The sequence below is a fragment of the Rhodoferax saidenbachensis genome (genome assembly GCF_031457975.1).
GTDB classification, from domain to species: domain Bacteria; phylum Pseudomonadota; class Gammaproteobacteria; order Burkholderiales; family Burkholderiaceae_C; genus Allorhodoferax; species Allorhodoferax saidenbachensis_A.
The window spans coordinates 200,345-225,103 of the sequence record NZ_JAVDXO010000004.1 but is presented as its reverse complement, the minus strand read 5'-3'; the positions used below and the strand labels follow the sequence as shown (position 1 = coordinate 225,103).

At 62.9% G+C, this 24,759-nt stretch carries 24 protein-coding genes; 17 read left to right on the top strand and 7 right to left on the bottom strand.

Annotated elements, in window-relative coordinates; genetic code table 11:
- The first annotated feature begins 68 nt into the window (after positions 1–68).
- From J2X15_RS11055 to J2X15_RS11020, 8 genes are all read left to right on the top strand, one after another.
- Positions 69–1,856, top strand: coding sequence for a methyl-accepting chemotaxis protein (locus J2X15_RS11055; RefSeq protein ID WP_310342683.1), 1,788 nt, complete (start codon positions 69–71; stop codon positions 1,854–1,856).
- Positions 1,857–1,913: 57 nt separating this feature from the next.
- On the top strand, positions 1,914–2,348 hold the full coding sequence (locus tag J2X15_RS11050) for a glycerate kinase (RefSeq protein WP_310342679.1): 435 nt from the start codon (positions 1,914–1,916) through the stop codon (positions 2,346–2,348).
- Between the two features lie 47 nt (positions 2,349–2,395).
- A complete protein-coding gene (locus J2X15_RS11045) occupies positions 2,396–3,334 on the top strand; it encodes a branched-chain amino acid transaminase (RefSeq protein WP_310342677.1) in 939 nt (312 codons plus the stop codon).
- 65 nt (positions 3,335–3,399) lie between these two features.
- Positions 3,400–3,597 carry a zinc-finger domain-containing protein gene (locus J2X15_RS11040; protein WP_310342675.1) on the top strand — a complete coding sequence of 66 codons (198 nt, stop codon included), beginning with the start codon at positions 3,400–3,402 and terminating at the stop codon, positions 3,595–3,597.
- Entirely contained in the window at positions 3,587–4,591 is a 1,005-nt protein-coding gene (gene waaF / locus J2X15_RS11035) for a lipopolysaccharide heptosyltransferase II (protein ID WP_310342674.1), read from the top strand. Before J2X15_RS11040 ends, waaF begins: the two co-directional genes overlap by 11 nt.
- A 206-nt stretch (positions 4,592–4,797) precedes the next feature.
- The gene (locus J2X15_RS11030) at positions 4,798–5,784 is read left to right on the top strand and encodes a substrate-binding domain-containing protein (protein ID WP_310342671.1); all 987 of its coding nucleotides are present in this window, start codon (positions 4,798–4,800) and stop codon (positions 5,782–5,784) included.
- Between the two features lie 35 nt (positions 5,785–5,819).
- Positions 5,820–6,311 carry an Lcl C-terminal domain-containing protein gene (locus J2X15_RS11025; RefSeq protein ID WP_310342669.1) on the top strand — a complete coding sequence of 164 codons (492 nt, stop codon included), beginning with the start codon at positions 5,820–5,822 and terminating at the stop codon, positions 6,309–6,311.
- Positions 6,312–6,320: 9 nt separating this feature from the next.
- On the top strand, positions 6,321–7,904 hold the full coding sequence (locus J2X15_RS11020) for a methyl-accepting chemotaxis protein (protein WP_310342667.1): 1,584 nt from the start codon (positions 6,321–6,323) through the stop codon (positions 7,902–7,904).
- Between the two features lie 242 nt (positions 7,905–8,146).
- Here J2X15_RS11020 and J2X15_RS11015 read toward each other — a convergent pair whose 3' ends face one another.
- Positions 8,147–8,797 carry a nucleoside/nucleotide kinase family protein gene (locus tag J2X15_RS11015; protein ID WP_409034278.1) on the bottom strand — a complete coding sequence of 217 codons (651 nt, stop codon included), beginning with the start codon at positions 8,795–8,797 and terminating at the stop codon, positions 8,147–8,149.
- Between the two features lie 135 nt (positions 8,798–8,932).
- Between J2X15_RS11015 and J2X15_RS11010 the strand changes: the two genes are divergently transcribed.
- The 4 genes from J2X15_RS11010 to J2X15_RS10995 all read left to right on the top strand — a co-directional run bounded on the left by J2X15_RS11010 (position 8,933) and on the right by J2X15_RS10995 (position 13,149).
- Entirely contained in the window at positions 8,933–9,919 is a 987-nt protein-coding gene (locus J2X15_RS11010) for a sugar ABC transporter substrate-binding protein (RefSeq protein WP_310342665.1), read from the top strand.
- Positions 9,920–10,029: 110 nt separating this feature from the next.
- Positions 10,030–10,986, top strand: coding sequence for an ABC transporter permease (locus tag J2X15_RS11005; RefSeq protein WP_310342664.1), 957 nt, complete (start codon positions 10,030–10,032; stop codon positions 10,984–10,986).
- A gap of 1 nt (position 10,987) precedes the next feature.
- On the top strand, positions 10,988–11,785 hold the full coding sequence (locus J2X15_RS11000; protein ID WP_310342661.1) for an ATP-binding cassette domain-containing protein: 798 nt from the start codon (positions 10,988–10,990) through the stop codon (positions 11,783–11,785).
- A gap of 104 nt (positions 11,786–11,889) precedes the next feature.
- The gene (locus J2X15_RS10995) at positions 11,890–13,149 is read left to right on the top strand and encodes an ROK family transcriptional regulator (RefSeq protein WP_310342659.1); all 1,260 of its coding nucleotides are present in this window, start codon (positions 11,890–11,892) and stop codon (positions 13,147–13,149) included.
- Here the strand turns inward: J2X15_RS10995 and J2X15_RS10990 are convergent.
- The 3 genes from J2X15_RS10990 to J2X15_RS10980 all read right to left on the bottom strand — a co-directional run bounded on the left by J2X15_RS10990 (position 13,146) and on the right by J2X15_RS10980 (position 16,653).
- Positions 13,146–14,426 carry a sensor histidine kinase gene (locus tag J2X15_RS10990; protein ID WP_310342657.1) on the bottom strand — a complete coding sequence of 427 codons (1,281 nt, stop codon included), beginning with the start codon at positions 14,424–14,426 and terminating at the stop codon, positions 13,146–13,148. The genes J2X15_RS10995 and J2X15_RS10990 overlap by 4 nt on opposite strands.
- Before the next feature lie 2 nt (positions 14,427–14,428).
- Positions 14,429–15,145 (bottom strand): response regulator, encoded by a 717-nt coding sequence (locus tag J2X15_RS10985; RefSeq protein WP_310342654.1) that lies wholly within the window; start codon positions 15,143–15,145, stop codon positions 14,429–14,431.
- A gap of 179 nt (positions 15,146–15,324) precedes the next feature.
- On the bottom strand, positions 15,325–16,653 hold the full coding sequence (locus tag J2X15_RS10980; RefSeq protein ID WP_310342651.1) for an AmpG family muropeptide MFS transporter: 1,329 nt from the start codon (positions 16,651–16,653) through the stop codon (positions 15,325–15,327).
- 173 nt (positions 16,654–16,826) lie between these two features.
- Between J2X15_RS10980 and gntR the strand changes: the two genes are divergently transcribed.
- The 3 genes from gntR to J2X15_RS10965 all read left to right on the top strand — a co-directional run bounded on the left by gntR (position 16,827) and on the right by J2X15_RS10965 (position 19,473).
- On the top strand, positions 16,827–17,879 hold the full coding sequence (gene gntR / locus J2X15_RS10975; protein WP_310342649.1) for an HTH-type transcriptional regulator GntR: 1,053 nt from the start codon (positions 16,827–16,829) through the stop codon (positions 17,877–17,879).
- A complete protein-coding gene (locus tag J2X15_RS10970) occupies positions 17,876–18,724 on the top strand; it encodes a M48 family metallopeptidase (protein ID WP_310342647.1) in 849 nt (282 codons plus the stop codon). The genes gntR and J2X15_RS10970 overlap by 4 nt, the downstream gene beginning before the upstream one ends.
- A gap of 113 nt (positions 18,725–18,837) precedes the next feature.
- Complete coding sequence (locus J2X15_RS10965) at positions 18,838–19,473, top strand: PEP-CTERM sorting domain-containing protein (protein WP_310342645.1); 636 nt, start codon at positions 18,838–18,840, stop codon at positions 19,471–19,473.
- Between the two features lie 57 nt (positions 19,474–19,530).
- Here J2X15_RS10965 and J2X15_RS10960 read toward each other — a convergent pair whose 3' ends face one another.
- On the bottom strand, positions 19,531–20,322 hold the full coding sequence (locus tag J2X15_RS10960) for an exodeoxyribonuclease III (RefSeq protein WP_310342642.1): 792 nt from the start codon (positions 20,320–20,322) through the stop codon (positions 19,531–19,533).
- Between the two features lie 11 nt (positions 20,323–20,333).
- Between J2X15_RS10960 and pyrE the strand changes: the two genes are divergently transcribed.
- Both pyrE and J2X15_RS10950 read left to right on the top strand, forming a co-directional pair.
- Complete coding sequence (pyrE, locus tag J2X15_RS10955; protein ID WP_310342639.1) at positions 20,334–21,017, top strand: orotate phosphoribosyltransferase; 684 nt, start codon at positions 20,334–20,336, stop codon at positions 21,015–21,017.
- A complete protein-coding gene (locus tag J2X15_RS10950) occupies positions 21,014–21,667 on the top strand; it encodes a DUF4124 domain-containing protein (RefSeq protein ID WP_409034277.1) in 654 nt (217 codons plus the stop codon). The genes pyrE and J2X15_RS10950 overlap by 4 nt, the downstream gene beginning before the upstream one ends.
- Before the next feature lie 51 nt (positions 21,668–21,718).
- Here J2X15_RS10950 and gatB read toward each other — a convergent pair whose 3' ends face one another.
- Entirely contained in the window at positions 21,719–23,206 is a 1,488-nt protein-coding gene (gene gatB, locus J2X15_RS10945) for an Asp-tRNA(Asn)/Glu-tRNA(Gln) amidotransferase subunit GatB (RefSeq protein WP_310342638.1), read from the bottom strand.
- A gap of 2 nt (positions 23,207–23,208) precedes the next feature.
- Positions 23,209–24,747, bottom strand: a complete 1,539-nt coding sequence (gene gatA / locus J2X15_RS10940; protein WP_310342636.1) for an Asp-tRNA(Asn)/Glu-tRNA(Gln) amidotransferase subunit GatA — start codon at positions 24,745–24,747, stop codon at positions 23,209–23,211.
- Between the last annotated feature and the right edge of the window lie 12 nt (positions 24,748–24,759).

Sequence of the window (24,759 nt, the reverse complement as noted above, 5' to 3'; positions counted from 1 at the left end):
GCGGATTTACTCGCACACGCGGCGGCTGCATGGATAAGATGCAAGGCTGCAACAACCAGGCCTTTCGCATGAAATCCAATAACCTGACCCTGGGCGCAAAGCTCTGGGTTTTCGTCGCACTCGTTATGGCCTTGCTGGTGTTCACGCTGGTGTTTGCCACAAGCCGCACTACCGCCTTGCAGGCGCGTGCCGATGCTGCTTTTGCGGCCCAAAACGAGAAAATCAATTTGGCCCTGCAGTGGTCAGGCCAGGTGGAAACCCAGCTCACCCGCATCGTCGCCACCGCATCCACCGCCGATCCTGCGGTAGACGAGCTGTTCAAAACCCAAATTCCCACGGCCAGCGCACGCATCACCGAGATTCAGAAGCAGGTGGAAGCCAGTGGCCTGAATGCCGCTGAGAAGACCCTGTTCGACCGCATAGGCGAAGAGCGCAAAGTGGCGCTGGTGTCGTTGGCCAAGGTGCGTGATCTCAAAACCGCCAGCGACCAACCCGGGGCGGCAGCGGAGGTAAAAACCAATCTGCAACCTGCGGTCGACAAGTATGTGAAGTCCTTGCAGGAATTCAGTGAGCTGCAAAAAGGTAAAACCGCGAGCTTGAACGAAGGCTTCCAGGAGGAGCGGGTGGTCAATGCCTGGATCTCACGCGGCTTGGTGGCAGCCTTGCTGGTCCTACTGGTTGTGGGCACCCTGGTGCTGATCCGCCAGATTCGCCAACCCCTGAAAGACGCGATCGCCGTGGCAGAGAAAATTGCTTCTGGCGATTTGAGTGTGAAGGTTCAGGTCGATCGCGGCGACGAGTTCGGCGAAATGATGCGCGCCCTGGCCCACATGCAGGACCAACTGGTGCACCTGGTGGCCGATGTGCGCCGCGGCACCGACAGCATTGCCACTGCCAGTGAAGAAATTGCCACTGGCAACCAGGACTTGGCCAACCGCACCGAGCAGACGGCTTCCAACCTGGAGAAGACCGCCTCCAGCATGCAGCAGCTCACCACCACGGTGAAGCAGTCTGCCGAGTCAGCGCGCCAGGCCAACCAGCTGGCCGCGTCGGCAGCCCAGGTGGCTCAGCGCGGTGGTGCGGTAGTCAGCCAGGTGGTGTCCACCATGGACGATATCAACGCCAGCTCCCGCAAGATCAGCGACATCATTAGCGTGATCGATGGCATTGCCTTCCAGACCAACATCCTGGCGCTGAATGCGGCGGTGGAAGCCGCGCGGGCCGGCGAGCAGGGCCGCGGCTTTGCGGTGGTGGCCAGCGAAGTGCGCAGCCTGGCGGGCCGCAGTGCGGACGCGGCCAAGGAGATCAAGACTTTGATCAACACCAGTGTCGAGAAGGTGGACGGTGGCGCCGCGCTAGTGGCCCAGGCCGGCCAGACCATGACCGAGATCGTGAGCTCGGTGCAGCGTGTGACCGACATCATGGGCGAGATCACGGCTGCCGCGTCTGAGCAGTCCGACGGCATTGCCGAAGTGAACGTGGCCGTGGGCCAGCTGGACCAGATGACGCAGCAAAACGCCGCGCTGGTGGAGCAATCTGCGGCAGCCGCCAGCAGCATGAAGGACCAGGCCCAACGCCTGGCCCAAGTGGTGGCCGCCTTCAAACTGGACCATCAACTGGCGGCGCCCCGTGTGGCGCCGCCTATCTCCAGGGCGCCGCACAAGGCGCCGCCGCGCATCGCCCCGGCCATGAAGCGCCCGGTGCCCGCCTTGGCCCCCCGCACGGCTGCCCCCGCACTGGCGGCCAAGCCCAAGGCGCTGGCCCCCAAGCCGCGCCCCGCCTTGCAGGTGGCTGCGCCCAAACTCGCCAAGGCCACGACGCCCGCCGGTGGCGATGACGACTGGGAAACGTTCTGATCTGCAGCGTCTGTCGGTCACGGCCGCGCTGAGCCCGCGGCCTGCGAAAATCCGCGCATGAACTTTCAATCCATTTTGCTGCCCCTGGGCTGCATTGCGTTGGCCGTGGCGGGCTACCGTGCCTGGGGCTGGCCCGGTCTGGCGCTGGCGGTAGGTGCCTTGGTCATGTGGCAGCTGTTGCATTTCACCCGCATGCTGCAGGTGCTCAAGCGCGCGGCCAACCGTCCTATTGGTTATGTGGCCAGCGCGGTCATGCTGCATTCGAAGCTGCGCCCTGGCCTGCCACTGCTGCATGTGGTGGCCATGACACGCGCGCTGGGCCAACTGGAGTCGCCCCAGGACACCCAGCCCGAGCGCTTTCGCTGGACCGATGGCTCGCAGGCCAGCGTGCTGTGCGTGTTTCTGGGTGGCAAGCTGCAAAGCTGGGAACTGACCCGACCGGCCGTGGAGGATGCCGCGCCGCAGGCGGAAGGCGCCGCGCTGGCCCCGTAAAATCGGTGGTTTGCAATCTTGCGACCCCCATTACAAGGACACCCACGATGAGCGCACTTCCTCCCTCCATGTCTGACCGCGACGGAAAAATCTGGATGGATGGCCAGATGGTGGACTGGCGCGACGCCAAGATCCACGTGCTGAGCCACACGCTGCACTATGGCTGCGGCGCTTTTGAGGGCGTGCGCGCCTACAACACCGTCAACGGCCCGGCCATCTTCCGCCTGCAGGAGCACACCGAGCGCCTGTTCAACAGCGCCAAGATCCTACGCATGAAGATCCCGTTCACCCAGGAGCAGGTGAACGAGGCCCAGTGCGCCGTGATTCGCGAGAACAAGCTCGAATCTGGCTACCTGCGCCCCCTGACCTGGATCGGCGACAAGAAGCTGGGCGTCTCGCCCAAGGGCAACACCATCCACCTGATGGTGGCCGCATGGCCCTGGGGCGCCTACCTGGGCGAAGAAGGCATGAAGCGCGGCATCCGCGTCAAGACCAGCAGCTACACCCGCCACCACGTCAACATCACCATGACCCAGGCCAAGGCGGTGAGCAACTACACCAACTCCATCCTGGCCAACATGGAAGCCACCGACGACGGCTACGACGAAGCCCTGCTGTTGGACAGCTCGGGCTTTGTGTCCGAAGGTGCGGGCGAAAACATCTTTGTGATCAAGAACGGCGTGATCTACACGCCTGACCTGTCGGCCGGTGCCCTGAACGGCATCACACGCAACACCGTGTTTCACATCGCCAAGGACCTGGGCCTGGAGATCGTGCAAAAGCGCATTACGCGTGACGAGGTCTACATTTCCGACGAAGCCTTCTTCACCGGCACCGCCGCCGAAGTGACCCCCATCCGCGAGTTGGACCGCATCGAGCTGGGCGCGGGCAGCCGCGGTCCCATTACCGAGAAGATCCAGACGGCGTTCTTTGACATCGTCAACGGCCGCAACTCCAAATACGCCCACTGGCTCACGAAGGTGTGAGATTTTTGGGGTCAGACCACTCGCGTAAGCGATGTGCTCTGACCCCAACTGAATAGGAAACCATCATGACAATCGAAATCCTGGCAAAAGACCTGAACCACCAGGGCGGCGTGTTTTGCCCCAGCCCCCTGGCCGACATGAAGACCTGGAACACCCACCCCAAGGTGTACCTGGACGTGGCGCACACCGGTGAAGCCAAGTGCCCCTACTGTGGCACCGTCTACAAACTGAAAGACGGCGAGCACTTCGCGGGTGGACATTAAGTCCCTGGTCATCGCGCCCCAATGGATTGGGGACGCGGTGATGACCGAGCCGCTCATGCGCCGCCTGGCGGCGCGCGGTGAGCGGCTCACCGTGGGGGCCTTGCCCTGGGTGGCGCCGGTGTACCGCGCCATGCCCCACGTGGTCGAGGTCATTGAATTTCCGTTTGCCCACGGCGGTCTGCAATGGGCCGCGCGGCGGGCGATGGCCAAGACGCTGCGAGGCCGCTTTGATGCAGCCTATGTCTGCCCCAATTCCCTCAAAAGCGCCCTGATTCCCTGGTGGGCTGGCATCTCTAGACGCGTTGGCTATTCCGGTGAGGCCCGTTGGGGCTTGCTGAACCAACGCCTGCCGAATCCGCCTGAGGGCGAACGCCCGCCCATGGTGGCGTTTTACTCTGCCCTCAGCGGCGATGCCGGTCTGGACGCGGACCAACCCCATTTGCAACTGCCCCCCGGCGCCGCGGCAGCCGCACTGGCCGCGCAGAGCTTGCAGGCGCAGGGCTTTTATGTGCTGGCGCCCGGCGCCGAATACGGCCCGGCCAAGCGCTGGCCCGCGGCCCATTTTGCCGCGCTGGCGAGCCAACTGGCGCTGCCCGTGCTGCTGTTGGGTTCGGGCAAAGACGCCGAGGTGTGCGCCGAGATTGCCGCCGCGGTGAACGCTAAGCAGCCCGGCCAGTGCCGCGACCTGGCGGGCAAAACCACGCTCGACCAAGCGATTGCACTGATCGCCTCGGCCAAAGCCATGGTCAGCAATGACTCCGGCCTCATGCACGTGGCCGCAGCGTTTGGCGTGCCCCAGGTGGCGGTATTTGGCTCGTCCAGCCCGCTGCACACGCCGCCGCTGAGTGATCGGGCTACCGTGCTCTGGCTCAAGAACGACCCTGCCTACCAGCCCCCGCTGGACTGCGCGCCGTGCTTTGCCCGGGAGTGTCCGCTAGGCCACACGCGCTGCCTGGTCGATATTGCACCTGCCAAAGTGCTATCGTATTTGTAGCTTTTCACGCAATGATTACGGGGGCTAGAGCCCATTTTCATAGGTAAGCGCTCGGACATTCGTGAGCACCAGTTTTTGCCCCAATCTAAGGGTTTGTATTAATTAAAACCTATTGATTTACTTTTTCGCCGAACTACACTTTCCCGCAGATTCCCTGAGGCCAGCGTGCCTTGGGACCCGTTGGCAACCGTATTCGGACGGAAGACATGCACTACAAAACACTCTGCCTGCTGGCCGTTCTTGGGCTGGCAACGGCCCCGGCTCAACCGCAAACCTCGGTTCTCATCGGCCTCATCACCAAAACCGACACCAACCCCTTCTTCGTGAAGATGAAAGAGGGCGCCAAGGCCGAGGCCCGCAAGCTGGACGCCCGTCTGCTGGTCGCGGCCGGCACGCAGGACGGCGACACGGCCAGCCAGATTGCCGCCATCCAGCGCATGGCGCTGGCCGGGGTCAAAACCATCCTGATCGCCTCCAACGGCGATGCGGTCATTCCGGCCATCAAAAAGGTGCAGGCCAGCGGTGTGCAGGTGATCGCACTGGACAGCCCTATCGACGGCGCCGATGCGCTGTTTGCCACCGACAACTACCAGGCCGGCGTGCTGATTGGCCAGTACGCCAAAGTTGCGCTGGGCGCCACGCCCGCGCGCATTGCCACGCTGGACTTGTTCCCTGGTCACCCGGTGGGCGCACAGCGGCATAACGGCTTCATGCGTGGGTTTGGTCTGCCGGCGCCCGACGCCGTGAGCTTGGAGCTGGGCACCGACAAGGCCGTGGTCTGCCAGGCTGACAGCTTTGGTGACGCCGCCAAGGGCCAGGCCGCCATGGAAAACTGCCTGAAAAAGCACCCAGATATCAACGTGGTGTACACCATCAACGAGCCTGCGGCGGCCGGTGCGCATACGGCGCTGGTGACCGCGGGCAAGGCGCAGGGCGTGCTCGTGGTATCGGTCGACGGCGGCTGCAGTGGCGTGGCCGATGTGGCACAGGGTCACATTGCCGCCACCTCGCAGCAGTACCCGCTGCGCATGGCGGCCAAGGGTGTGAGTGCTGGTGTGGAGTACGCCCGCACGGGGCGCCGCACCACGGGCTATGTGGACACCGGCGTCAACCTGATCACACGCACCGCCGTGGCCGGCATAGAAAGCAAGGACGTCGCGGCGGGCACCCAACTTTGCTGGGGGAAAAAATGATGCGCCACCATGTTGTTTCGACCGTCGCGCTCGCCATGTTGACAGGCGTTACCCCACTGGCTGCCTGGGCCAAGTGCGATAAAAAACCCACCAAGCCCGACACGCTGTACCAGGAGGTGGCGGGCAGCCAGGGGGCGGAGGTCAGAGACCCAACATCACACCTGGTGTGGCAGCGCTGCCTGGTTGGCAAGCAGTGGGATGCCGCCGCCCAGCAGTGCACGGGGGCCGCCAAAAAGATGAGCTGGCAGGCGGCCATGACCCTGCCCCCCTCGGCGGGGCAGGGCGTGGCGTCACGTTGGCGTCTGCCTAGCTATATCGAGTTGCTGACCTTGGTGGACCTGAACTGCAGCGGCCCTGCGGTCAACGCGCGCTGGTTTGGAGACAGCGACGCCAGTTACCTCTGGTCCAGCTCGAGCTACGAGCAGCTCGCCGACTATGCCTGGGGCCTGAAGTACGCCCGCGGCGAAATCATCTATGACAGCAAGGTCGAGGAATTCCAGGCCCGGCTGGTGCGCTTTGCCGACTGAAGGAACCCCATGCAAGCCAACAACATCCGTATCGCCACCCGGCTGGCCCTCTCGTTTGGCGCGCTGATCGCCGTGGTGGCCATGGTGGCGCTGTTTGGTGCCTACATCGCCAAAAACACCAACCAGTCCATCCGCGCCATCTACACCGGCAGCCTGATCCCGCTGCGTCAGCTCACCAGCATTGCCGACACTTACAAGGTGGAGGTGCTGGACAGTGCCAACAAGGTCGCACTGGGTGGCCTGGAGCCCAAGGCCGCGCACACCAAGGTCAGCCAGGGGCTGGCCGCGGCGGCTACGGCATGGACCACCTACACAGCGCACGCCCAAACCGACGACGAGCGCAAGGGCATAGCCAGCATTAACGCGCTGGTGGAGAAGGCCCAACCCACGCTGGCCGAACTGGTGGAGGCGCTGGACAAGGGCGACCGCTACAAGGTGTCGCTGGTCATGCTGAACCTGGATGACATGGTGACCCCGGTAGTGAAAGAGCTGAACGCGCTGATGGCGCTGCAGCTGCAGCATGTGGAGGGTCAGTACACCGAGGCTAACCAGCGCTATGAGGGCAGCATCGCGGTGTTTTTCGTCACTGTGGTGCTGGCGTTGGTGGCCGGCAGCGTGGCGGCCTGGCTGATGACCAAGGCCATCACCCACCCGATCAACCGCGCGGTGGAGATCGCGCGCGATGTGGCCGAAGGCGATCTGCGCAAGGACATTGAATGCGAAGGCCGCAGCGAAACCGCTCTGATGCTGGCCGCGCTCAAGGCCATGCAGGCGAGTGTGGTGCAGGTGGTGGCCACGGTGCGCAGTGGCTCCGAGGGCGTGGCCACGGTGAGCGCGGAGATCGCCCAGGGCAATAACGACCTATCGGCGCGCACCGAGCGCCAGGCCAGCTCGCTCGAAGAAACAGCGGCGTCTACCGCGGCGCTGAACGAAGCGGTGCGCCAGAACGCCGACAACGCCAAAAAGGCCAACCAGCTGGCGCTCAAAGCCACTGAGGTGGCAATGGCCGGCGGCAAGACCGTAACCCAGGTGATCCAGACCATGGAGGGCATTAACCAGTCCTCCAAAAAGATCGGAGACATCATCAGCGTGATCGATGGCATTGCCTTCCAGACCAACATCCTGGCGCTGAACGCGGCGGTGGAGGCGGCGCGTGCGGGCGAGCACGGCCGCGGCTTTGCCGTGGTGGCCAGCGAGGTGCGTTCTTTGGCTGGCAGCAGTGCCGACGCCGCCAAGGAGATCAAAAAACTCATCAACGAGAGCATGCAGCGCGTACAGCAGGGCTCGGCTTTGGTGGACCAGGCGGGCGCCACCATGGGTGACGTGGTCAGCTCTATCCGGCATGTGACCGATCTGGTGGGCGAAATCAGCGCCGCTAGCCAGGCGCAGAGCGACGGCGTGGCCCAGGTGGGGGATGCGATTGGCGAGCTGGACCGGGTAACGCAGCAAAACGCGGCCCTGGTAGAGCAAATGGCGGCTGCGGCCATGGATTTGCGCCACCAGTCCACCGCGTTGGTGGAATCGGTTAGCGTTTTCAAGCTGCCGGGCGTTACGGGTATGCTGCAGGAAATGCCGTGCTTGCTGGCGGCGTAAAACCGCGCACAAAAAAAAGCCACCCGAGGGTGGCTTTGTAAAGTCCCCGAAGGGACGTCGTTGGAACCTGTTGAAGGAAACCTATTGGGTGGTTTCTCTTCGATCCTTGTGAACTGTGACAGCAGCTGGGTTGAACTTTAGGCGTTACAAACCGAAAGCGGTATCCCCCATTCGGGTGAATTTGCGATCTTTTTTGTAAATAAATCACGATTTTTTGGGGCCTCCCCAGTTTTTTCGGGTTTTCAACCCTCCGAAATCACCCAGTCGGCCCGGTGTCGGTTTGCCGCAATGCGTTTTGCATTGGGTTCATCGGTCTGCGCCATCCATGCCAGCGCCTGTTCGCGGCTGCGGCCAAATTGCATATGGCGCGTCAGCAGACGCTCGTGTCGGACCTCTTGCTCCACGTCCAGGTACCACACCTCATCCAGCAGCGCGCGTGCGCCAGCCCAGCCGTCATCCTCCAGCAGAAGGTAGTTGCCTTCGGTAATCACCAGCGGAATATGGGCCTCAATGGCAATTGCCCCCGCGATCGGCTCCTCAAGGGTGCGGCGGAAGTCTGGCGCATAGACGGTGGCATCGCCCAGCACCTGTTGGCGAATGCGCTGTAGCAGGGCCACAAACCCTGCGCTGTCAAACGTGTCCGGTGCGCCCTTGCGCTGGTCGCGCCCCAAGCGCTCCAGCTGTGCCTGGGCCAAGTGAAAGCCATCCATGGGCAGGTACTGGCTGTGCGGGGCGAAATGCGCGGCCAGCCCTTGGGCCAGGGTGGACTTGCCAGCCCCCGGTGGTGCCACGATGCCCACCACTTTGCGCCGACCCGCGGCCAGCAGCCCGGCCATGCGCTGCACGGTATCAACAGGGGGCGAAAAAAGTACCGATGGGTTAGGGTTTTCCATAACTAAAGCAACTTGATTTAAGTAGATGAAAAGAACTATAGTCCATTCCACGCCGTGACCGACAGCGTAATTCCCCGGGGGCCAAGCCCTCGGTATTCAGCCAAAACAAGGTCGTACAGACCGAGGAGCAACCGCATGAAAAAGTCCACCACCCTGATCCTGACCGCCGTGGCCCTGGCCACCAATGTCGCGTTTGCCGCTGACCAGCCCATCATTGGCCTGATCACCAAAACCGAGACCAACCCCTTCTTCGTGAAGATGAAGGAAGGCGCCGAAGCCGAAGCCAAGAAAATTGGCGCCAAGCTGCTGACAGCCGCCGGCAAGCAAGACGGAGATACCGCCACGCAAATCGCCGCCATCGAAAACATGGTGTCCGCTGGCGCCAAGACCATCCTGATCACCTCCAGCGGTGATGCCATCATCCCCACCGTGAAAAAAGTGCAGGCCAAGGGCGTGCAAGTGATTGCGCTGGACAGCCCTTTCGAAGGTGCTGATGCACTGTTTGCCACCGACAACTACAAAGCTGGTGAGTTGATTGGCCAGTACGCCAAGGCCGCCCTGGGTGGTAAAAAAGCCGTAATCGCTACGCTGGACCTGTTTCCAGGCCACCCCGTGGGTGCCCAGCGCCACAACGGTTTCATGAAGGGTTACGGCCTGCCCGCAATGGACGCCAAGTCCAACGAACTGTCGAAAGACGCGGCTGTGGTCTGTATGGCCGACAGCTTTGGCGACGCCGCCAAGGGTCAAACCGCCATGGAAAACTGCCTGCAAAAGAACCCTGACATCAACCTGGTCTACACGATCAACGAACCCGCTGCCGCCGGTGCCTACAACGCACTGAAGAAGGCTGGCAAGGAAAAAGGCGTGACCATCGTGTCGGTGGATGGCGGTTGCCAGGGCATCAAGGACACCACAGCCGGTGTGATTGCTGCGACGTCGCAGCAGTACCCCCTGAAGATGGCTGCCATGGGCGTGGCCGCGGGTGCTGACTACGCCAAGGGCGGCAAAAAAGCCTCTGGCTATGTGGACACCGGCGTGACCCTGATCGCTGGCAAGTCGGTCGCTGGTGTGGACAGCAAAGACACCAAGGTGGGCCTGGACCTGTGCTGGGGTAACAAGTAATCTGACCTGCGTATCCGCGTGATCCTCTGAGAAGAAAGGCGTGCCACGGCGCGCCTTTCTTTCTGTTTCTTCTTTGCTTTATTCGTTTCCTGCAACTACGGTATTTCGCTATGAATACATCCACCCGCCATATTCCTTGGGGTGCGCTGGGGCCCTGGCTGGCCCTGGCGGCCGCATGCCTCTTCTTTGCCACCCAGTCCGACCGCTTTTTGACCGGTGAAAACCTGTCGCTGGTGGTGCAACAGGTCATGGTGGTGGGTGTGCTGGCCATTGGCCAAACCCTGATTATTTTGACGGCCGGTATCGACCTGTCCTGCGGCATGGTGATGGCCCTGGGCTCCATGGTGGTGACCAAGCTGGCGGTGGAAAACGGCTTGCACCCCGCGCTGGCCATGGTCTGCGGCGTGGCGGTGACCAGCCTGTTTGGCCTGCTGAACGGCTTGCTGGTGACACGCGCCAAACTGCCGTCCTTCATCGTGACCCTGGGCACCATGAACATCGCGTTCGCCGTGACCCAGCTCTATTCCAAATCGCAAACGGTGACGCACCTCCCAACCTTCCTGACCGACATCGGCAACACCTTCACCGTGGGCGGCACCGAAGTCAGCGTGGGCACGCTGCTGATGGTGGGCCTGTATCTGCTGGCCTGGCGCACCCTGTCTGACACGGCCCCGGGCCGGCACTTGTACGCTGTGGGCAACAACACCGAGGCCGCGCGCCTCACCGGTATCAATGTGGACCGCGTGCTGATCGGTGTGTACGTGATGGCGGGCTTCTTCTACGGCATCGCGGGTTTGCTGTCGATTGCGCGCACGGGCGTGGGCGATCCACAAGCGGGCCAGACCGAAAACCTGGACACCATCACCGCGGTGGTGCTGGGCGGCACCAGCCTGTTTGGCGGGCGTGGCATCATTTTGGGCTCTCTGGTGGGCGCCATCATTGTGGGTGTGTTCCGCAATGGACTGACGCTGATGGGCGTGGCCTCGGTAGTGCAGACCCTGATCACCGGTGTACTGGTCATTCTGGCTGTGGCCACCGACCAAATGTCGCGCAAAGGAGGCCGTTGATATGAATGCCCCTCAACAACACACCTTGGTTATGCAGGCCAAGGGCATCGTCAAACGCTATGGTCAGGTGACGGCGCTGGACGGCACCGACTTCGAACTGCGTGCCGGAGAAATTCTCGCCGTGATTGGTGACAACGGCGCGGGCAAATCCTCGCTGATCAAGGCCCTGTCCGGAGCCACCGTGCCTGACGAAGGTGAGCTGCTGCTCGACGGCAAGCTGGTGCACTTCAAGTCCCCCATCGATGCACGCCGTGCGGGTATCGAAACTGTGTACCAGGACCTGGCCGTGGCCCCCGCCATGACGATTGCCGAGAACCTGTTTCTGGGCCGCGAGTTGCTCAAGGACCACCCGCTGGGCCGTGCCCTGCGCATGCTGGACAAAAAAGCCATGTTGGCCCAGGCGGTGCAGCGCATGAACGACCTGAAGGTCGGCATCCGCTCCATGACCCAGGCGGTCGAGACCTTGTCGGGCGGCCAGCGCCAGTGCGTGGCCGTGGCGCGCGCGGCAGCGTTTGCGCAGCACGTGGTCATCATGGACGAACCCACCGCGGCCCTGGGCGTGAAGGAGGGCAATATGGTGCTGGAGTTGATCCGCCGCGTGCGCGACAAGGGCCTGCCGGTGATCCTGATCAGCCACAACATGCCCCATGTGTTCGAGATTGCCGACCGCATCCACATTCAGCGGCTGGGCAAGCGTGCGGCCGTGGTCAACCCCAAGGTCATCAGCATGAGCGACACCGTGGCGGTGATGACGGGGGCCAAGCTGGTGGAAGAGTTACCTGCGGAGGCCTTGGCCTAGGCGGGCTGGGCGATCACCCATGCCCATGTGCCCCGAACACCGTTGTGCGCGGGGCGCCACAATGTTTTCAGCAAGTCGGCGACATGGGTGAAAATCGTTCCACCATGAACTTTGCCGACACCCTATCCCCCAGCCGGAGCGATGCCAGTGCGCCGCCTGCCGCAGTATCGCCGCCCGTGTTGCGGCCACGCGGCTCCAACCATGTGGGCATGCGCCAATTCAACGAGCGTGTGGTGTTGCAGGCGGTGCGCCTGAACGGCAGCCTGCCAAAGGCCGACTTGGCCCGCCTCACGGGCCTTACGGCGCAAACCATTGGCCTTATCACCACCCGCCTGGAAGACGATGGCCTGTTGCTCAAGCAGGAGCGCGTGCGCGGTCGCATCGGCCAGCCCTCGGTGCCGCTGACGCTGAACCCGGACGGTGCGTTTGCCATGGGTATCAAGATTGGCCGACGCAGTGCCGACTGGTTGCTGGTCGACTTCACCGGCAAGGTACGCGTGCGCGAGACGCTGGCCTATGATTTTCCGGATGCTGACGTGCTGCTGCCCATGGTGCAGTCGCACATGCGTACCATTTTGGAAGGTATGGGCCCACTGGCCTCACGCTTGGTGGGCGTGGGCGTGGCCGCACCTTTCAACCTGGGCGGCTGGCACAAGATGCTGGGCTTGTCAGAGGCCGTGTCTGACCAGTGGAACCACATTGATTTGTGTGCCCAAGTGCAGGCCATGACCGATGCGCCCGTGAGCTTTGCCAAGGACACCTCGGCTGCCTGCGTGGCCGAACTCGTGGCCGGCCGGGGGCGTGACCTCAAGAGTTTTCTCTACCTGTTTGTGGACACCTTTGTGGGGGGCGGCTTGGTGCTCAACTCGCACCTGCACGGCGGCATCCACGGCAATGCGGGCGCTGTGGCGTCCATGCCGTTGGGTGTGGCCGAAGGCGGCACGCCGCCTGAGCAATTGGTGGCCCATGCCTCGCTGTGGGAGCTGGAGCAGCACTTCAAGGCAGCGGGCCTGGAGCCCAGTGCGGCCTATGACGATCGCGCGATGGCCGGTGCCTACGCAGCACACACCCATACCTGGATTGCCAGCGCCGCGCTGGGGCTGGCGCACAGCGTGGTCAGCGCCACGGCGTTTTTGGACATTGATGCGGTGGTGATTGATGGCTCGTTCTCGCGCATCATGTTGCAACGCCTGATCGATGAAACCGGGGCTGCGCTGCGCCGCTACAACTGGGAAGGCCTGTGGCCCGCCACCGTGATTGCGGGCAGCATTGGCTCGGACGCGCGAGCGCTGGGTGGCGCATTGTTGCCGCTGCACGAAAACTTCGCGCCCGACCGCGACCTGTTCCTCAAAGTCGCGTCCTAAGCGTTGTTAGACAGCGGCAGACGAATCTCGAAGCACGCACCGCCGTCGACCCGGTTGCTGCACGTCACCACACCGTGGTGGCGCAGCGTGATGGACCTGACCAACGCCAGACCCAGGCCCACCCCCCCATCGCGCTCGGAAGCACCGGGAAGGCGGTAAAACGGCTCAAAGATGCGGCCCTGTAAGGCCTCGGGCACGCCGGGCCCCCGGTCGCACACGCGGACGATGGCGTGGGTGCCGTCTTGCTCCAGCTCCAGGCTGACCTCGCCCGCACCGTATCGGCGTGCGTTCTCCAGCAGGTTGCGCACTGCGCGACGCAGCAGCTTGGCCACACCAGGCACCACCAGCTCACCGGTCGTGGCGTCAAGCGTGGCCTGGGTACGGGCGCACTCCTCGGCCGCCAGGCCCACCAGGTCCACGGGCTCAATGGTGCCCAGGTCCGCCTCTTTGGCGTCCAGGCGGCTGGCCAGCAAAATCTCTTCGATCAACTGGTCCAACTCGCTGACGTTGCGAGAAATCTCCTGTTTGAAGCTGGGGCTGGGCGTGGCGCCCATGAGTTCCAGCCCCATACGGATGCGGGTGAGGGGCGAGCGCAGTTCGTGCGAGGCGTTGGCTAGCAAGGACTTTTGGGAGGCTAGCAGCGATTCATGCGACTTCACCAGCGTTTCAATCTGCTGGGCCGCGCGGTTGAAGCGCGAGGCCAGAAAGCCCACCTCGTCGTCGCCTGTCATGGGTACGCGCACGCTCAGGTCGCCATCACCCCAACGCTCCACCCCGTTTTGCAGGGTTTCCAGCCGACGTGTCAGGCGGCGCACGATGGGGTAAGTGCCCAGGGCTACGGCCACGGCGACCAGCCCCAGTGTCCACAGAAAACCAAACGGCGCGCGCATGCTGGACTGCGGTGGGCGCGGCAGGTGCAGGTGCATGGTCTGGCCGTCCTGCATGCGCACCAGAAATTCAGGGCCGCGGCCAAACCGGCCGGGTGCGTCGTCATCCGGGCCATCACCGGGTGGCTCGCCCGTGGGGACTTGCTTGTCGTCTGGCGGGGAGGGGGGCGGGCCGCCAAACGGGCGGTCCAGGCGCCAGCCCGACGAGGGCGGCCGGCGCAGGCGTGCCTGGCCATTGCCAATCACCTCGCCCGCTTCGTTGCGCACCACCACTTCCCGCAGGGGTGGCTCGGCGGCCATGCGCCAGGCCCAGCCCACCAGCATGGTGAGTACGACCACGGCCAGCACCACGGCCAGCCAGATGCGGACGTACAGCTTGTTGAAGAACATCTTCAGTCCTGCTGGCGCGCGAAGACGTAGCCCACGCCGCGTACGGTCAGGATGCGTTTGGGGTCCTTAGGGTCAGCCTCAATGGCGGCGCGGATGCGGCCCATGTGCACGTCGATGGAGCGGTCAAAGGCGTCCAGCTCGCGGCCACGCACGGCCTCCATGATCTGGTCGCGTGTCAGCACACGCCCGGCGCGTTCGGCCAGCGCCACCAGCAGGTCAAACTGGTAGGAAGTCAGGTCGCACGCCGCACCGGCCACCGTCACGGTGCGGGCATCGCGGTCGATTTCCAGCGTGCCAAAGCGCAGCGTCTTGCCGTTGGGCGCGGGGTTGTCCACCTTGCGGCGCAGGATGGCGCGGATACGCGCCAGCAGCTCACGTGGCTCAAACGGTTTGGGCAGGTAATCGTCGGCGCCAATTTCCAGGCCGATGATGCGGTCCATGGCGTCGCCCTTGGCAGTCAGCATCAGCACGGGCACGGTGCTTAGCGGGGCGGGCAGGGCGCGGATGCGGCGGCAGACTTCCAGGCCGTCGATGTCGGGCAGCATCAGGTCCAGCACCACGAGTTCGGGTGCAGCGCCCGCCGGGGGCTGGGTCAGGTGGGCCAGGCCGCTCAGGCCGTCGCCGCAGTGGTTCACGGAAAAGCCGGACTGTTCCAGGTACTCGGCCACCATGGAGGCCAGGCGGGCATCGTCTTCGATCAATAGCAGGTGTTGGGGCATGGCGGCAGTCTATCGCCGCAGGCCTGTATCCGCCATGCCTGTGGTTTGAAGCAGCGGTAAAGTTAGGTAAAAATCGCTACCAAAACAATAGCTGCTGGCGCATTATTTACGGGGGCTAGAGGGTGATTTGATGCGTGAGCTTAGGCGCGCGCCAGGTGTGGCCGAATAGTTCACACCAGTCAGCCCTTCAGTCGCTGCATGCGCCAAAGAAGTAGCAATAGCAGCAGGGGGGGGATGGCAGTCAGACCGGTGGCCACGAACGCTGTGGCGTAGGCGCCGAGGAGTCCGTAGGTCGGTGTGATTGTTTCGACAGCAATTCCGGAGAAACCTTTCAGGAACTTGCCGAGCAAAGCATAGGTGGAGGACAGCATCGCATACTGGGTAGCGGTGTAGCCCAGGCTCGTCAGACTCGACATATAGGTCACCAAGGCAACGCCAGCGAAGCACTGTGCAAAGGTGTCGAGCGTCATCACCGCAGCGAAAACTGCTGGGTCTGCGTTGACGCTGAGCAAAGCGAATGCCGCCGTGCCCAAGCCTTCGAGCACGAGCCCTATGACCAAGGTCGGTAACAAGCCAAGACGCACAGCGCTGATGCCCGCCGCAGCAATCCCGAAAAATGTGGCTACGAGGCCGAAAGTGCCGCGCACCCACGCCACCGTGTCCTTGGAGATGCCGAGGTCGTGGTAGTACGGGTTGTACATCGGCCCCATGATGAAGTCGGGCAAGCGGTACAGCGCCACCATGAGCAGCATGACGAGTCCGGCAACCTTGTGCTTGGCAAAGAAGTCGACGAAGGGGCCGACGATGGCATCACCCAGGCCGCGCAAGGTCCACAACGGCGGTTTCTGGTGCAGCACCACGTCGGCGCGCGCGGGTTCCGACGCAAACAGGGTTGCAACCGTGCACAGCGTCATCAGCACCGCCATGCCAACGTAAGACATGGACCACCCAACACGGGCAGCCGCGGCGATGATCAAGGCGTCAGTGACCAGGAGTGCTATGCGGTAACCGACCTGGGCGGCGGAGGTCATCAACCCCACCTCGTCGGCGTCGGACGCAGACTCAATACGCCAAGCGTCGATGGCAATGTCCTGCGTGGCCGATGCAAAAGCCGTCAACAACGCGAAGGCGCCAATGGCGGCAAGTCCACCCGCAGTACCTACCGCTGCCATGCCCAGCAGCCCGACGGTGACAAGAATCTGGCACAGCAGCATCCAGCCGCGACGCCGACCCAGACGGCCCAGCAGCGGCACATCGATGCGGTCCACCAGCGGCGACCAGTACACCTTGAAGGCATAGGCGAAACCGACCCAGGAGATGAACCCGATGGCTACCAAACTCGTTCCGTCGTCTCGTAGCCAGTAGCCAAAAGTATTGGCCGTCAGCAAAAAGGGCAGGCCCGAGGCAAAGCCCAGCGCCAGCATGATTGCAACTTTGGGCTGGCGAAGCTCGCGCAGCACCTCCATCGCAGAGCGCTTGCGGCGGGTGGGTGCGATGGCCGACGTCATTGCGAAAACTCCAGCAATAGCATGTGCATGGACCTCAGTTCCAGATAGACCGCCCAGGTTTTTGTCCATAGGGGTTGGGCGGCAATCAGGGGTGTTTCGGGTGCGGGCAGGGTCATGCGGGAATAATACCTGTCACATTCGCAGGCATGCGGTGCCAACTGCAAGGAGTTCCATTGAGCAACGAGGGCAAGCCCGAACCCGTTACCAGCCCGGTGCGCAAAAGCCGCGCCTCCGGCCGCGTCACGCTGGACGACGTGGCGCGATCCGCGGGCGTGAGCCGTATCACTGCGTCGCGCGCGCTGCGGGCCGAGCGCAGTGTGGACAAGGCGTTGGTGGCGCGGGTGGAGGTCGCGGCGCTGGCGTTGGGCTATGTGCCCGACCCAGCCGCTCGGGCCCTGGCCAGCGCGCGCAGCAATATCGTGGTGGTGCTCATTCCGCTGCTCTCCAACCACCTGTTTGTGGACCTGCTGGAGGCTGTGCATCGCACCCTGCACCCGGCGGGCTACCAAATCCTGATTGGGGTGACCCACTACGACGCCGCGGAAGAGGAGGCGCTGCTGGCCAGCTACCTGGCGCACCGGCCCGCCGGCATTTTGGTGACAGGCACCGAGCGGACCGAACGCAGCCGTGCTCTGCTGACCGGCAGCGGCGTTCCCTGTGTGCACCTGATGGAAATTTCGCAGGACCCGGCGTTGCACTGCGTGGGGTTTTCGCAGGCGGACGCCAGCCGGGCCATGACCGAGCACCTGCTGTCCACCGGCCGTCGGCGCATTGCGTTTGCGGCCGCCCAGTTGGACCCCCGGGTGCTGCAGCGGCTGGACGGCTACCGCCAGGCGCTGCAAGCCGCGGGCCTGCATGATCCCGCGCTGGAGTGGCTGCGCAGCGAGCCCTCGTCACTGGCGCTGGGCGGTGAGCTGCTGGCTCGCCATTTGCGCGACCATCCGGATGTGGATGCGATTTTCTTTTGTAATGACGATCTGGCGCAGGGAGGCCTGCTGGCTGCGCTGCGCCTGGGAATTGCAGTGCCGCAGCGGGTCGCCATCGCCGGGTTCAACGATCTGGCGGGCAGCGACCAAATGTGGCCTGCGCTGACCACCATCCGCACGCCGCGGGCTGAGATTGGCGAGAGCGCCGCGGCCATGCTCCTGCAACGCATGCGCGGCGACATGGTGGCGGCCACCTGCGTGGATGTGGGATGGGAACTGAAAGTAAGGCAAAGCACATGAAACAAGCACTCGCGCGACGCAACAGGCCCCACTGGGGTGCTGTCGCAGTCCTCGTCACGGCTCTGTGGGCGGCGCCCCTCGCGGGCGCTCGCGAAGGGGTGGATGTGGGCGGCAACTCGGCGTTCAGCAACCTGGTGTCGGCCGAAGAAGTTGAGAGCTCAGCGGCGCAGCAATATGCCCAGATGGTGTCTGCCGCCGCATCCAAAAACGCCCTGGGCGGCAAGGATGATCCGCAGGTGAAACGCCTGCGTGCCATTGCCCGCCGTATCATCCCGTTCACCCTGAGCTGGAACGCCCGGGCCAAGGCCTGGACTTGGGAGGTCAATCTGCTGGGCTCCAACCAGATCAACGCGTTTTGCATGCCCGGCGGCAAGATTGCGTTCTACAGCGGCATTCTGCAAAAGCTCAAGCTCACCGACGATGAGGTGGCCATGGTCATGGGCCACGAAATTGCCCACGCGCTGCGCGAGCACGCCCGCGAGCGCATGGGAAAAAACGCGGCCACCGGGCTGGGGGCCAGCCTGCTAAGCCAGGTGCTGGGCCTGGGCCAAGTGGGGCAAACGGTGACGCACTACGGGGCGCAGCTGCTGACGCTGAAGTTCGGGCGCGAAGACGAGTCCGAGGCTGACCTGGTGGGCATGGAGCTGGCCGCCCGGGCGGGTTTTGACCCGCGGGCGGGCATCACGTTGTGGCAGAAAATGGCCGCGGCCAACAAGGGGGCGCCCCCAGAATGGCTGTCCACCCACCCGTCCGGCAATTCCCGCATTGCGGACATTCAGGCTGCGCTGCCCCAGGTGATGCCCCTGTACGAGCAAGCCAAGAAAGCATCAGCCGCGGGCAAATAACCGAGTTTTCGGGCGGAAAGTGACGAATATCACACCGGATTAGCTCTTTCGGACTACATGTCTTCGATTTGTAACTGCGAAAATTACGTTCAGTTACAAGTACGGGGGTCTCAGTGAAAAATTTCAAAGCCTTTGCCAGTGTGTCGGCCTTGTTGGCCGCTTTGGTCAGCCCCGCCGCCATGGCCACCCCGGTGCCTGCGGGCCCCACGTTCTCGTCCGTGGGCGGCCACAGCACCCATTTGGGCAACGACTTTGATCCGGCCTGGGTCGCTGGCTTTAGTGCCGCCGGTTTTAACCTGCACAACATGCAAAAAAGCGGTGAGCTGGTGCTTAGTTCCGCCGCCAGTCTGTCGTTCAGCTTTGTGGGCAAGGAAGCCAACTACAACAACGGTTTTTACTTTGGCAACAGCGATGGCGCCGTGATCAACTCCACCACCAACAGCGCAGGCGCGTATACCTTTGACGCAGGCTCCAAGATTGGTGGCGCACTGGACTTCTGGTTCAAGTCCAACAACCTCGGCGGCGCCATTCACAACGGTGCTGACGCCCTGGGTCTCATCCTGTCGCATGACAAAAAGAGTGCTCTGGTGCTCTTTAATGACAACTACCGCGGTGACAAAGACTACGACGACATGATCATCAAGATCTCGATCACCACGCCAGTCTCCGAACCCGAAACCTACGCACTGATGCTGGGCGGTTTGGCGCTGTTGGGTGCCGTGGCCCGCCGCCGCAAGAACCGCGTCTAAGCAGCGCGCAGAAAAAAAAAAGCCCTCAAGAGGGCCCTTTTTTATGGCGGGTTGGGGTTAGAGACCGAAGTCGTAGCCGATGGTGATCGGTGCGTGGTCCGAAAACTTCTCGGTCTTGTAGATGTCCACCGTGCGGGCACCCGCTGCCAAGGTAGGTGTAGCCAAGTGGTAGTCCAGTCGCCACCCCACGTTGTTGGCATAGGCTTGGCCCCGGTTGCTCCACCACGTGTAACAGGTGTCGGTGGTGTTGGGTTCCAGTTGGCGGTAGACGTCAACAATGCCGCCCTCGCTGGTCAGTTTCGTTACCCAGGCCCGCTCTTCGGGTGTGAAGCCGCTGTTCTTCTGGTTGCTGCGCCAGTTCTTCAAATCTGCTTCGCGGTGGGCGATGTTGATGTCGCCGCACAGAATGAAATCGCGCTCGGCCTTAAGTGTCTGCAGGTGCGGGTACATCGCGCCCAAAAACCGGAACTTGGCCAATTGCCGCTCTTCCCCCGACGAGCCACTGGGGAAATACGAGCTGATGATCGAATGCTTGCGGGCCGGTGTGTCAAACCGCAGCTCCACGTAGCGGCCTTCGCCGTCGAATTCACCCCCATCAAAGCCGATCACCACATCGCTGGGCTCCAGGTGGGTGTAAACGCCCACGCCCGAGTAGCCCTTTTTCTCGGCAAAGTGGAAATAGCCCTTGAGCCCGGCCAGGGACTCAAACTTGTCGGCCATATCGGCGGCCTGGGCTTTGACTTCCTGCACACAAATACAATCGGGCCGGGCCTGGGCGAGCCAGGCTTCAAGCCCTTTGCTGGTAGCGGAGCGAATGCCGTTGAGGTTGAGGCTGGTTAATTTAAACAAGGAATACTCCCATGTCGGATCGAGACCCGTTGGCGCAGGATTTTGTGCGGTTTGCCGTGGATTGCGGGGTGCTGCGGTTCGGCGAGTTCAAAACCAAGGCCGGGCGCATGAGCCCCTACTTCTTCAACGCGGGCCTGTTTGACGATGGTGCCAAACTGGGACGTTTGGCCGAATTCTATGCCCAGCGTTTGCTGGCCAGTGGTATCGAGTTTGATATGGTCTTTGGCCCTGCCTACAAGGGTATTCCTTTGGGTGCTGCGGTCGCCATCGAACTGGCGCGGCGTGGCCGCAATGTGCCATTTGCCTACAACCGCAAGGAGGCCAAGGACCATGGCGAGGGCGGCACTCTGGTCGGCGCACCTCTCAAAGGCAGGGTGCTGGTGATTGACGATGTGATGTCGGCAGGCACTGCGGCCCGCGAATCGATTGCCATCATCCAAGCCGCCGGGGCCACGCCCCACGCCGTGTGCATCGCGCTGGACCGCCAGGAAAAGGCCACCGAAAACGGCCAGGATGTGCCTTACAGTGCCCTGCAGTATGTGCGCAACCAGCTAGGCCTGCAGGTGTGTGCAATTGCGAAGCTGGGCGATTTAATGCAGTATCTGGAGTCCCGCAATGGGTCCGGCACAGATGCGGACCACCAAAGGGTGCTGGCCTACCGCCAGCGCTACGGCGTGGAAGAAGGAGACGCATGACAAGAATGATGAGGGCAGCGCTGCTGTGTGCGGCGGCCGTTGGAACTGTGGCGGCAGCATGGGCGCAAAGCGCGCCCATAGCCGGCGGCGTGTATACCTGTATCGATGCCAAAGGCCGCAAACTCACGGCCGACCGTCCCATTCCGGAATGCGTAGACCGTGAGCAAAAGGTACTGAACCCCAGTGGTACCGTGCGCGCCAAGGTCGGCCCCACGCTGACGGCGCAAGAAAAGGCCGAGCTGGAGCAAAAGGAAAAACGCGCGCAGGAAGAGCAGGGGCGTGCGGCCGAGGAAAAGCGCCGTGACCGTGCGTTGCTCACGCGTTATCCCAACAAGACCGTGCACGACCAGGAACGTGCCGATGCCTTGGCGCAGATTGCGGCGGTGACCAAAGCGGCCACCACCCGGCTGGAGGAGTTGGTGCGCCAGCGTGTGGCGATTGACGAGGAAATGGAGTTCTACAAAAAGGACCCCAGCAAGGCCCCGGCCTATCTGCGCCGTCAGTCGGACGAAAACGCGCAAAGCCAGTCGGTGCAAAAGCGATTCATTGGCGAGCAGGATGCGGAGTCCAAGCGCGTGAATGCGCGGTTTGACGATGAGTTGGTGCGCTTGCGCCAGCTCTGGGCACAGTTGGGTCCCGCAGCCAAATAAAAAAAGCCTCGCAAGAGGCCTTTTTTCTGGGCGGGGTTTCTACACCCTGCGTCAGGCCAGCTTGCTGCGCAACAGGTCGTTCACCTGCTGCGGATTGGCTTTGCCCTTGCTGGCCTTCATGATCTGGCCGACCAGGCCGTTCAGCGCCTTCTCGTTGCCCGCCTTGAACTCGGCCACGTTCTTGGCGTTGGCGGCAATCACCTCGTCGACGATGGCTTCCAGCGCGCCGGTGTCGTTCATTTGTTTGAGACCTTTGGCTTCGATAACCGCGTCCACATCGATCGCACCGTCCCACAGCGCGTCGAATACTTGCTTGGCAGCGCTGTTGGAGATGGTGCTGTCACTGATGCGGGTGACCAACTGCCCCAGCGTCTGCGCAGACACCGGCGACTGTTCAATGGACAGGTCTTGGCCGTTGAGCCGGCGTGCCAGCTCGCCAGTGATCCAGTTGCTTGCCAGCTTGGCCTGGCCGCTCACCTTGGCGGTCGTTTCGAAGTAGGAGGACAGCGCCAGACTCTGGGTGAGTTGGGTTGCGTCGTAGTCGCTCAGGCCGTAGCTTGTTTCAAATCGCTGCGCCATGACACGGGGCAACTCAGCCATTTGCCCGCGTACATCCTGCACCCATTGCTCCGAAATACATAGCGGCGGTAAATCCGGATCGGGGAAATAGCGGTAGTCAGCCGCGTCTTCCTTGGTGCGCATGGCGCGGGTCTCGCCCGTGTCGGGGTTGAACAGTACGGTGGCCTGCTGGATGGCGTGGCCGTCCTCGATCTGTTCGATCTGCCAGCGCACTTCATAGTCGATGGCCTGCTGCATGAACTTGAAGCTGTTCAGGTTCTTGATTTCGCGGCGGGTACCCAAGGAAGCGCCGGGCTTGCGCACCGACACGTTGGCATCGCAACGGAACGAGCCCTCTTGCATGTTGCCGTCGCAGATGCCGATCCAGGTCACGATCTTGTGCAGTTCCTTGGCATAGGCCACGGCCTCTGCGCTGGAGCGCATGTCGGGCTCGGTCACGATTTCTAGCAGCGGCGTACCGGCGCGGTTCAGGTCAATGCCACTCTGGCCAATGAAGTCTTCGTGAAGCGATTTGCCCGCGTCTTCTTCGAGGTGGGCACGCACCAGGCGCACGGATTTCTTCTCGTCGCCCAAGAAAAACTCCACGGCACCGCCTTGCACCACCGGGATCTCGAACTGGCTGATCTGGTAGCCCTTGGGCAGGTCCGGGTAGAAGTAGTTCTTGCGCGCAAAAATGCTGCGCGGCGCAATGTGGGCGCCAATGGCCAGGCCGAACTGGATGGCACGTTCGACCGCGCCCTTGTTCATCACGGGCAGCGTGCCGGGCAGGGCCAGATCGACCGCGCAAGCTTGCGTGTTGGGCTCAGCACCAAAGGCGGTGCTGGCGCGCGAAAAGATCTTCGATTGGGTGGAGAGCTGGGCGTGGGTTTCAAAGCCGATGATGACTTCGTAGCCATGGACCAGCGGGCCCGTGGGGCGGCCCTGTTGTTGTGCTTCAAATGTGTTCACGGTCTCGCTCATGTTCAGAATCCTGCGGGCTTGGCCAGGTGGTAATCGGTGGCTTGCTGGAAGCGGTGCGCGGCGTTGAGCAAACGCGCCTCCTGGCAGTAGTTGCCCAGCAGCTGCATGCCAATGGGCATGCCCTTGTCGGCATCGGCCTTGGCAAAACCGACGGGAATGCTCATACCGGGCAGACCCGCCAAGGAGCCGGACAGCGTGAAGATGTCGGCCAGGTAATTGGCCACGGGGTCGTCGGATTTCTCGCCAATCTTCCAGGCCACGGTGGGCGCTACGGGGCCGGCAATCACATCGCAGTCCTTGAAGGCGTTCTGGAAGTCGTCGGCAATCATGCGACGGATCTTTTGCGCCTGCAGGTAGTAGGCGTCGTAGTAGCCGTGAGACAGCACGTAGGTGCCGATCATGATGCGACGCTTCACCTCGTCGCCAAAACCTTCGGCGCGCGTGCGGCGATACATCTGGTCTAACAGCGGGAATTTGGAGTCGTGATCGGCGAAATCCTTGGCGCGGTGGCCAAACTTGACACCGTCAAAGCGACTCAGGTTGCTCGACGCCTCGGCGGGTGCAATGATGTAGTACACAGGAATCGACAACTCGGTACGCGGCAGCGTGATGGGCACGAGCTTGGCGCCCAGCTGTTCGTATTGTTTGAGCGCGGCGTCCACGCTGGCGCGCACATCGGCACTCAAGCCTTCGCCAAAAAACTCTTTGGGTACACCAATGCGCAGGCCTTCGATGGAGTCGTTCAGCTTGAGTGCAAAGTTCTCGGTCGGCACATCCAGCGAGGTGGAATCACGGTCTGGGTCGGGGCCGCACATGGCCGAGAGCAGCAGTGCGCAGTCCTCGGCGCTGCGGGCCATGGGGCCGGCCTGGTCCAGGCTGGAGGCAAACGCCACCATGCCGTAGCGCGAGGCGCGGCCGTAGGTGGGTTTGATGCCGGTGACGCCGCAGAACGCAGCGGGTTGGCGGATCGAGCCGCCCGTGTCGGTGCCCGTGGCTGCGGGTGCCAGGCGGGCGGCGACCACGGCAGCACTGCCGCCCGACGAACCGCCGGGGATGCGCTCGGTATTCCAGGGATTGCGCACCGGCTGCACGCTGTCGCTGCCCATGGGCGCGATGGCTGAGTTTTCGTTGCTGGAGCCCATGGCGAATTCGTCGCAGTTGAGCTTGCCCAACGTGACCGCGCCGACCTTGGCGAGCTTGTCCACGACGGTGGCATCAAACGGCGAGCGGTAGCCTTTGAGCATGCGCGAGCCAGCTGTGGTGGCGAAGTCGCGCGTCACAAAAATGTCCTTGTGCGCGATCGGCAGGCCTTCAAGCGCACCCGCGGTGCCCGCAGCGATGCGTGCGTCGGCCGCACGGGCCTGGGCCAATGTGGCATCTGTATTGGTGTCTACATAGGCGCCCAAGGCCGCATGGGCCTGGCCGCGTTGCAAAAAATGCTGGGCGGCTTCGACAGCAGACACCTGCTTGGTCTGCAGTGCCTGGGTCAGTTCTTGCACGCTGAGGTCGTGTAAGGCGGTGTGGGAGAGGGGAGTCGTCATAGGGGCTGCGGT

Excerpts from the sequence above, each read along its gene's own strand:
- J2X15_RS11055 (WP_310342683.1), top strand. The coding sequence starts at position 69 with ATGAAATCCAATAACCTGACCCTGGGCGCAAAGCTCTGGGTTTTCGTC.
- J2X15_RS11050 (WP_310342679.1), top strand. The coding sequence starts at position 1,914 with ATGAACTTTCAATCCATTTTGCTGCCCCTGGGCTGCATTGCGTTGGCC.
- J2X15_RS11045 (WP_310342677.1), top strand. The coding sequence starts at position 2,396 with ATGAGCGCACTTCCTCCCTCCATGTCTGACCGCGACGGAAAAATCTGG.
- J2X15_RS11040 (WP_310342675.1), top strand. The coding sequence starts at position 3,400 with ATGACAATCGAAATCCTGGCAAAAGACCTGAACCACCAGGGCGGCGTG.
- J2X15_RS11030 (WP_310342671.1), top strand. The coding sequence starts at position 4,798 with ATGCACTACAAAACACTCTGCCTGCTGGCCGTTCTTGGGCTGGCAACG.
- J2X15_RS11025 (WP_310342669.1), top strand. The coding sequence starts at position 5,820 with ATGTTGACAGGCGTTACCCCACTGGCTGCCTGGGCCAAGTGCGATAAA.
- J2X15_RS11020 (WP_310342667.1), top strand. The coding sequence starts at position 6,321 with ATGCAAGCCAACAACATCCGTATCGCCACCCGGCTGGCCCTCTCGTTT.
- J2X15_RS11015 (WP_409034278.1), bottom strand. The coding sequence starts at position 8,797 with ATGGAAAACCCTAACCCATCGGTACTTTTTTCGCCCCCTGTTGATACC.
- J2X15_RS11010 (WP_310342665.1), top strand. The coding sequence starts at position 8,933 with ATGAAAAAGTCCACCACCCTGATCCTGACCGCCGTGGCCCTGGCCACC.
- J2X15_RS11005 (WP_310342664.1), top strand. The coding sequence starts at position 10,030 with ATGAATACATCCACCCGCCATATTCCTTGGGGTGCGCTGGGGCCCTGG.
- J2X15_RS11000 (WP_310342661.1), top strand. The coding sequence starts at position 10,988 with ATGAATGCCCCTCAACAACACACCTTGGTTATGCAGGCCAAGGGCATC.
- J2X15_RS10995 (WP_310342659.1), top strand. The coding sequence starts at position 11,890 with ATGAACTTTGCCGACACCCTATCCCCCAGCCGGAGCGATGCCAGTGCG.
- J2X15_RS10990 (WP_310342657.1), bottom strand. The coding sequence starts at position 14,426 with ATGTTCTTCAACAAGCTGTACGTCCGCATCTGGCTGGCCGTGGTGCTG.
- J2X15_RS10985 (WP_310342654.1), bottom strand. The coding sequence starts at position 15,145 with ATGCCCCAACACCTGCTATTGATCGAAGACGATGCCCGCCTGGCCTCC.
- J2X15_RS10980 (WP_310342651.1), bottom strand. The coding sequence starts at position 16,653 with ATGACGTCGGCCATCGCACCCACCCGCCGCAAGCGCTCTGCGATGGAG.
- J2X15_RS10970 (WP_310342647.1), top strand. The coding sequence starts at position 17,876 with ATGAAACAAGCACTCGCGCGACGCAACAGGCCCCACTGGGGTGCTGTC.
- pyrE (WP_310342639.1), top strand. The coding sequence starts at position 20,334 with ATGTCGGATCGAGACCCGTTGGCGCAGGATTTTGTGCGGTTTGCCGTG.
- J2X15_RS10950 (WP_409034277.1), top strand. The coding sequence starts at position 21,014 with ATGACAAGAATGATGAGGGCAGCGCTGCTGTGTGCGGCGGCCGTTGGA.
- gatB (WP_310342638.1), bottom strand. The coding sequence starts at position 23,206 with ATGAGCGAGACCGTGAACACATTTGAAGCACAACAACAGGGCCGCCCC.
- gatA (WP_310342636.1), bottom strand. The coding sequence starts at position 24,747 with ATGACGACTCCCCTCTCCCACACCGCCTTACACGACCTCAGCGTGCAA.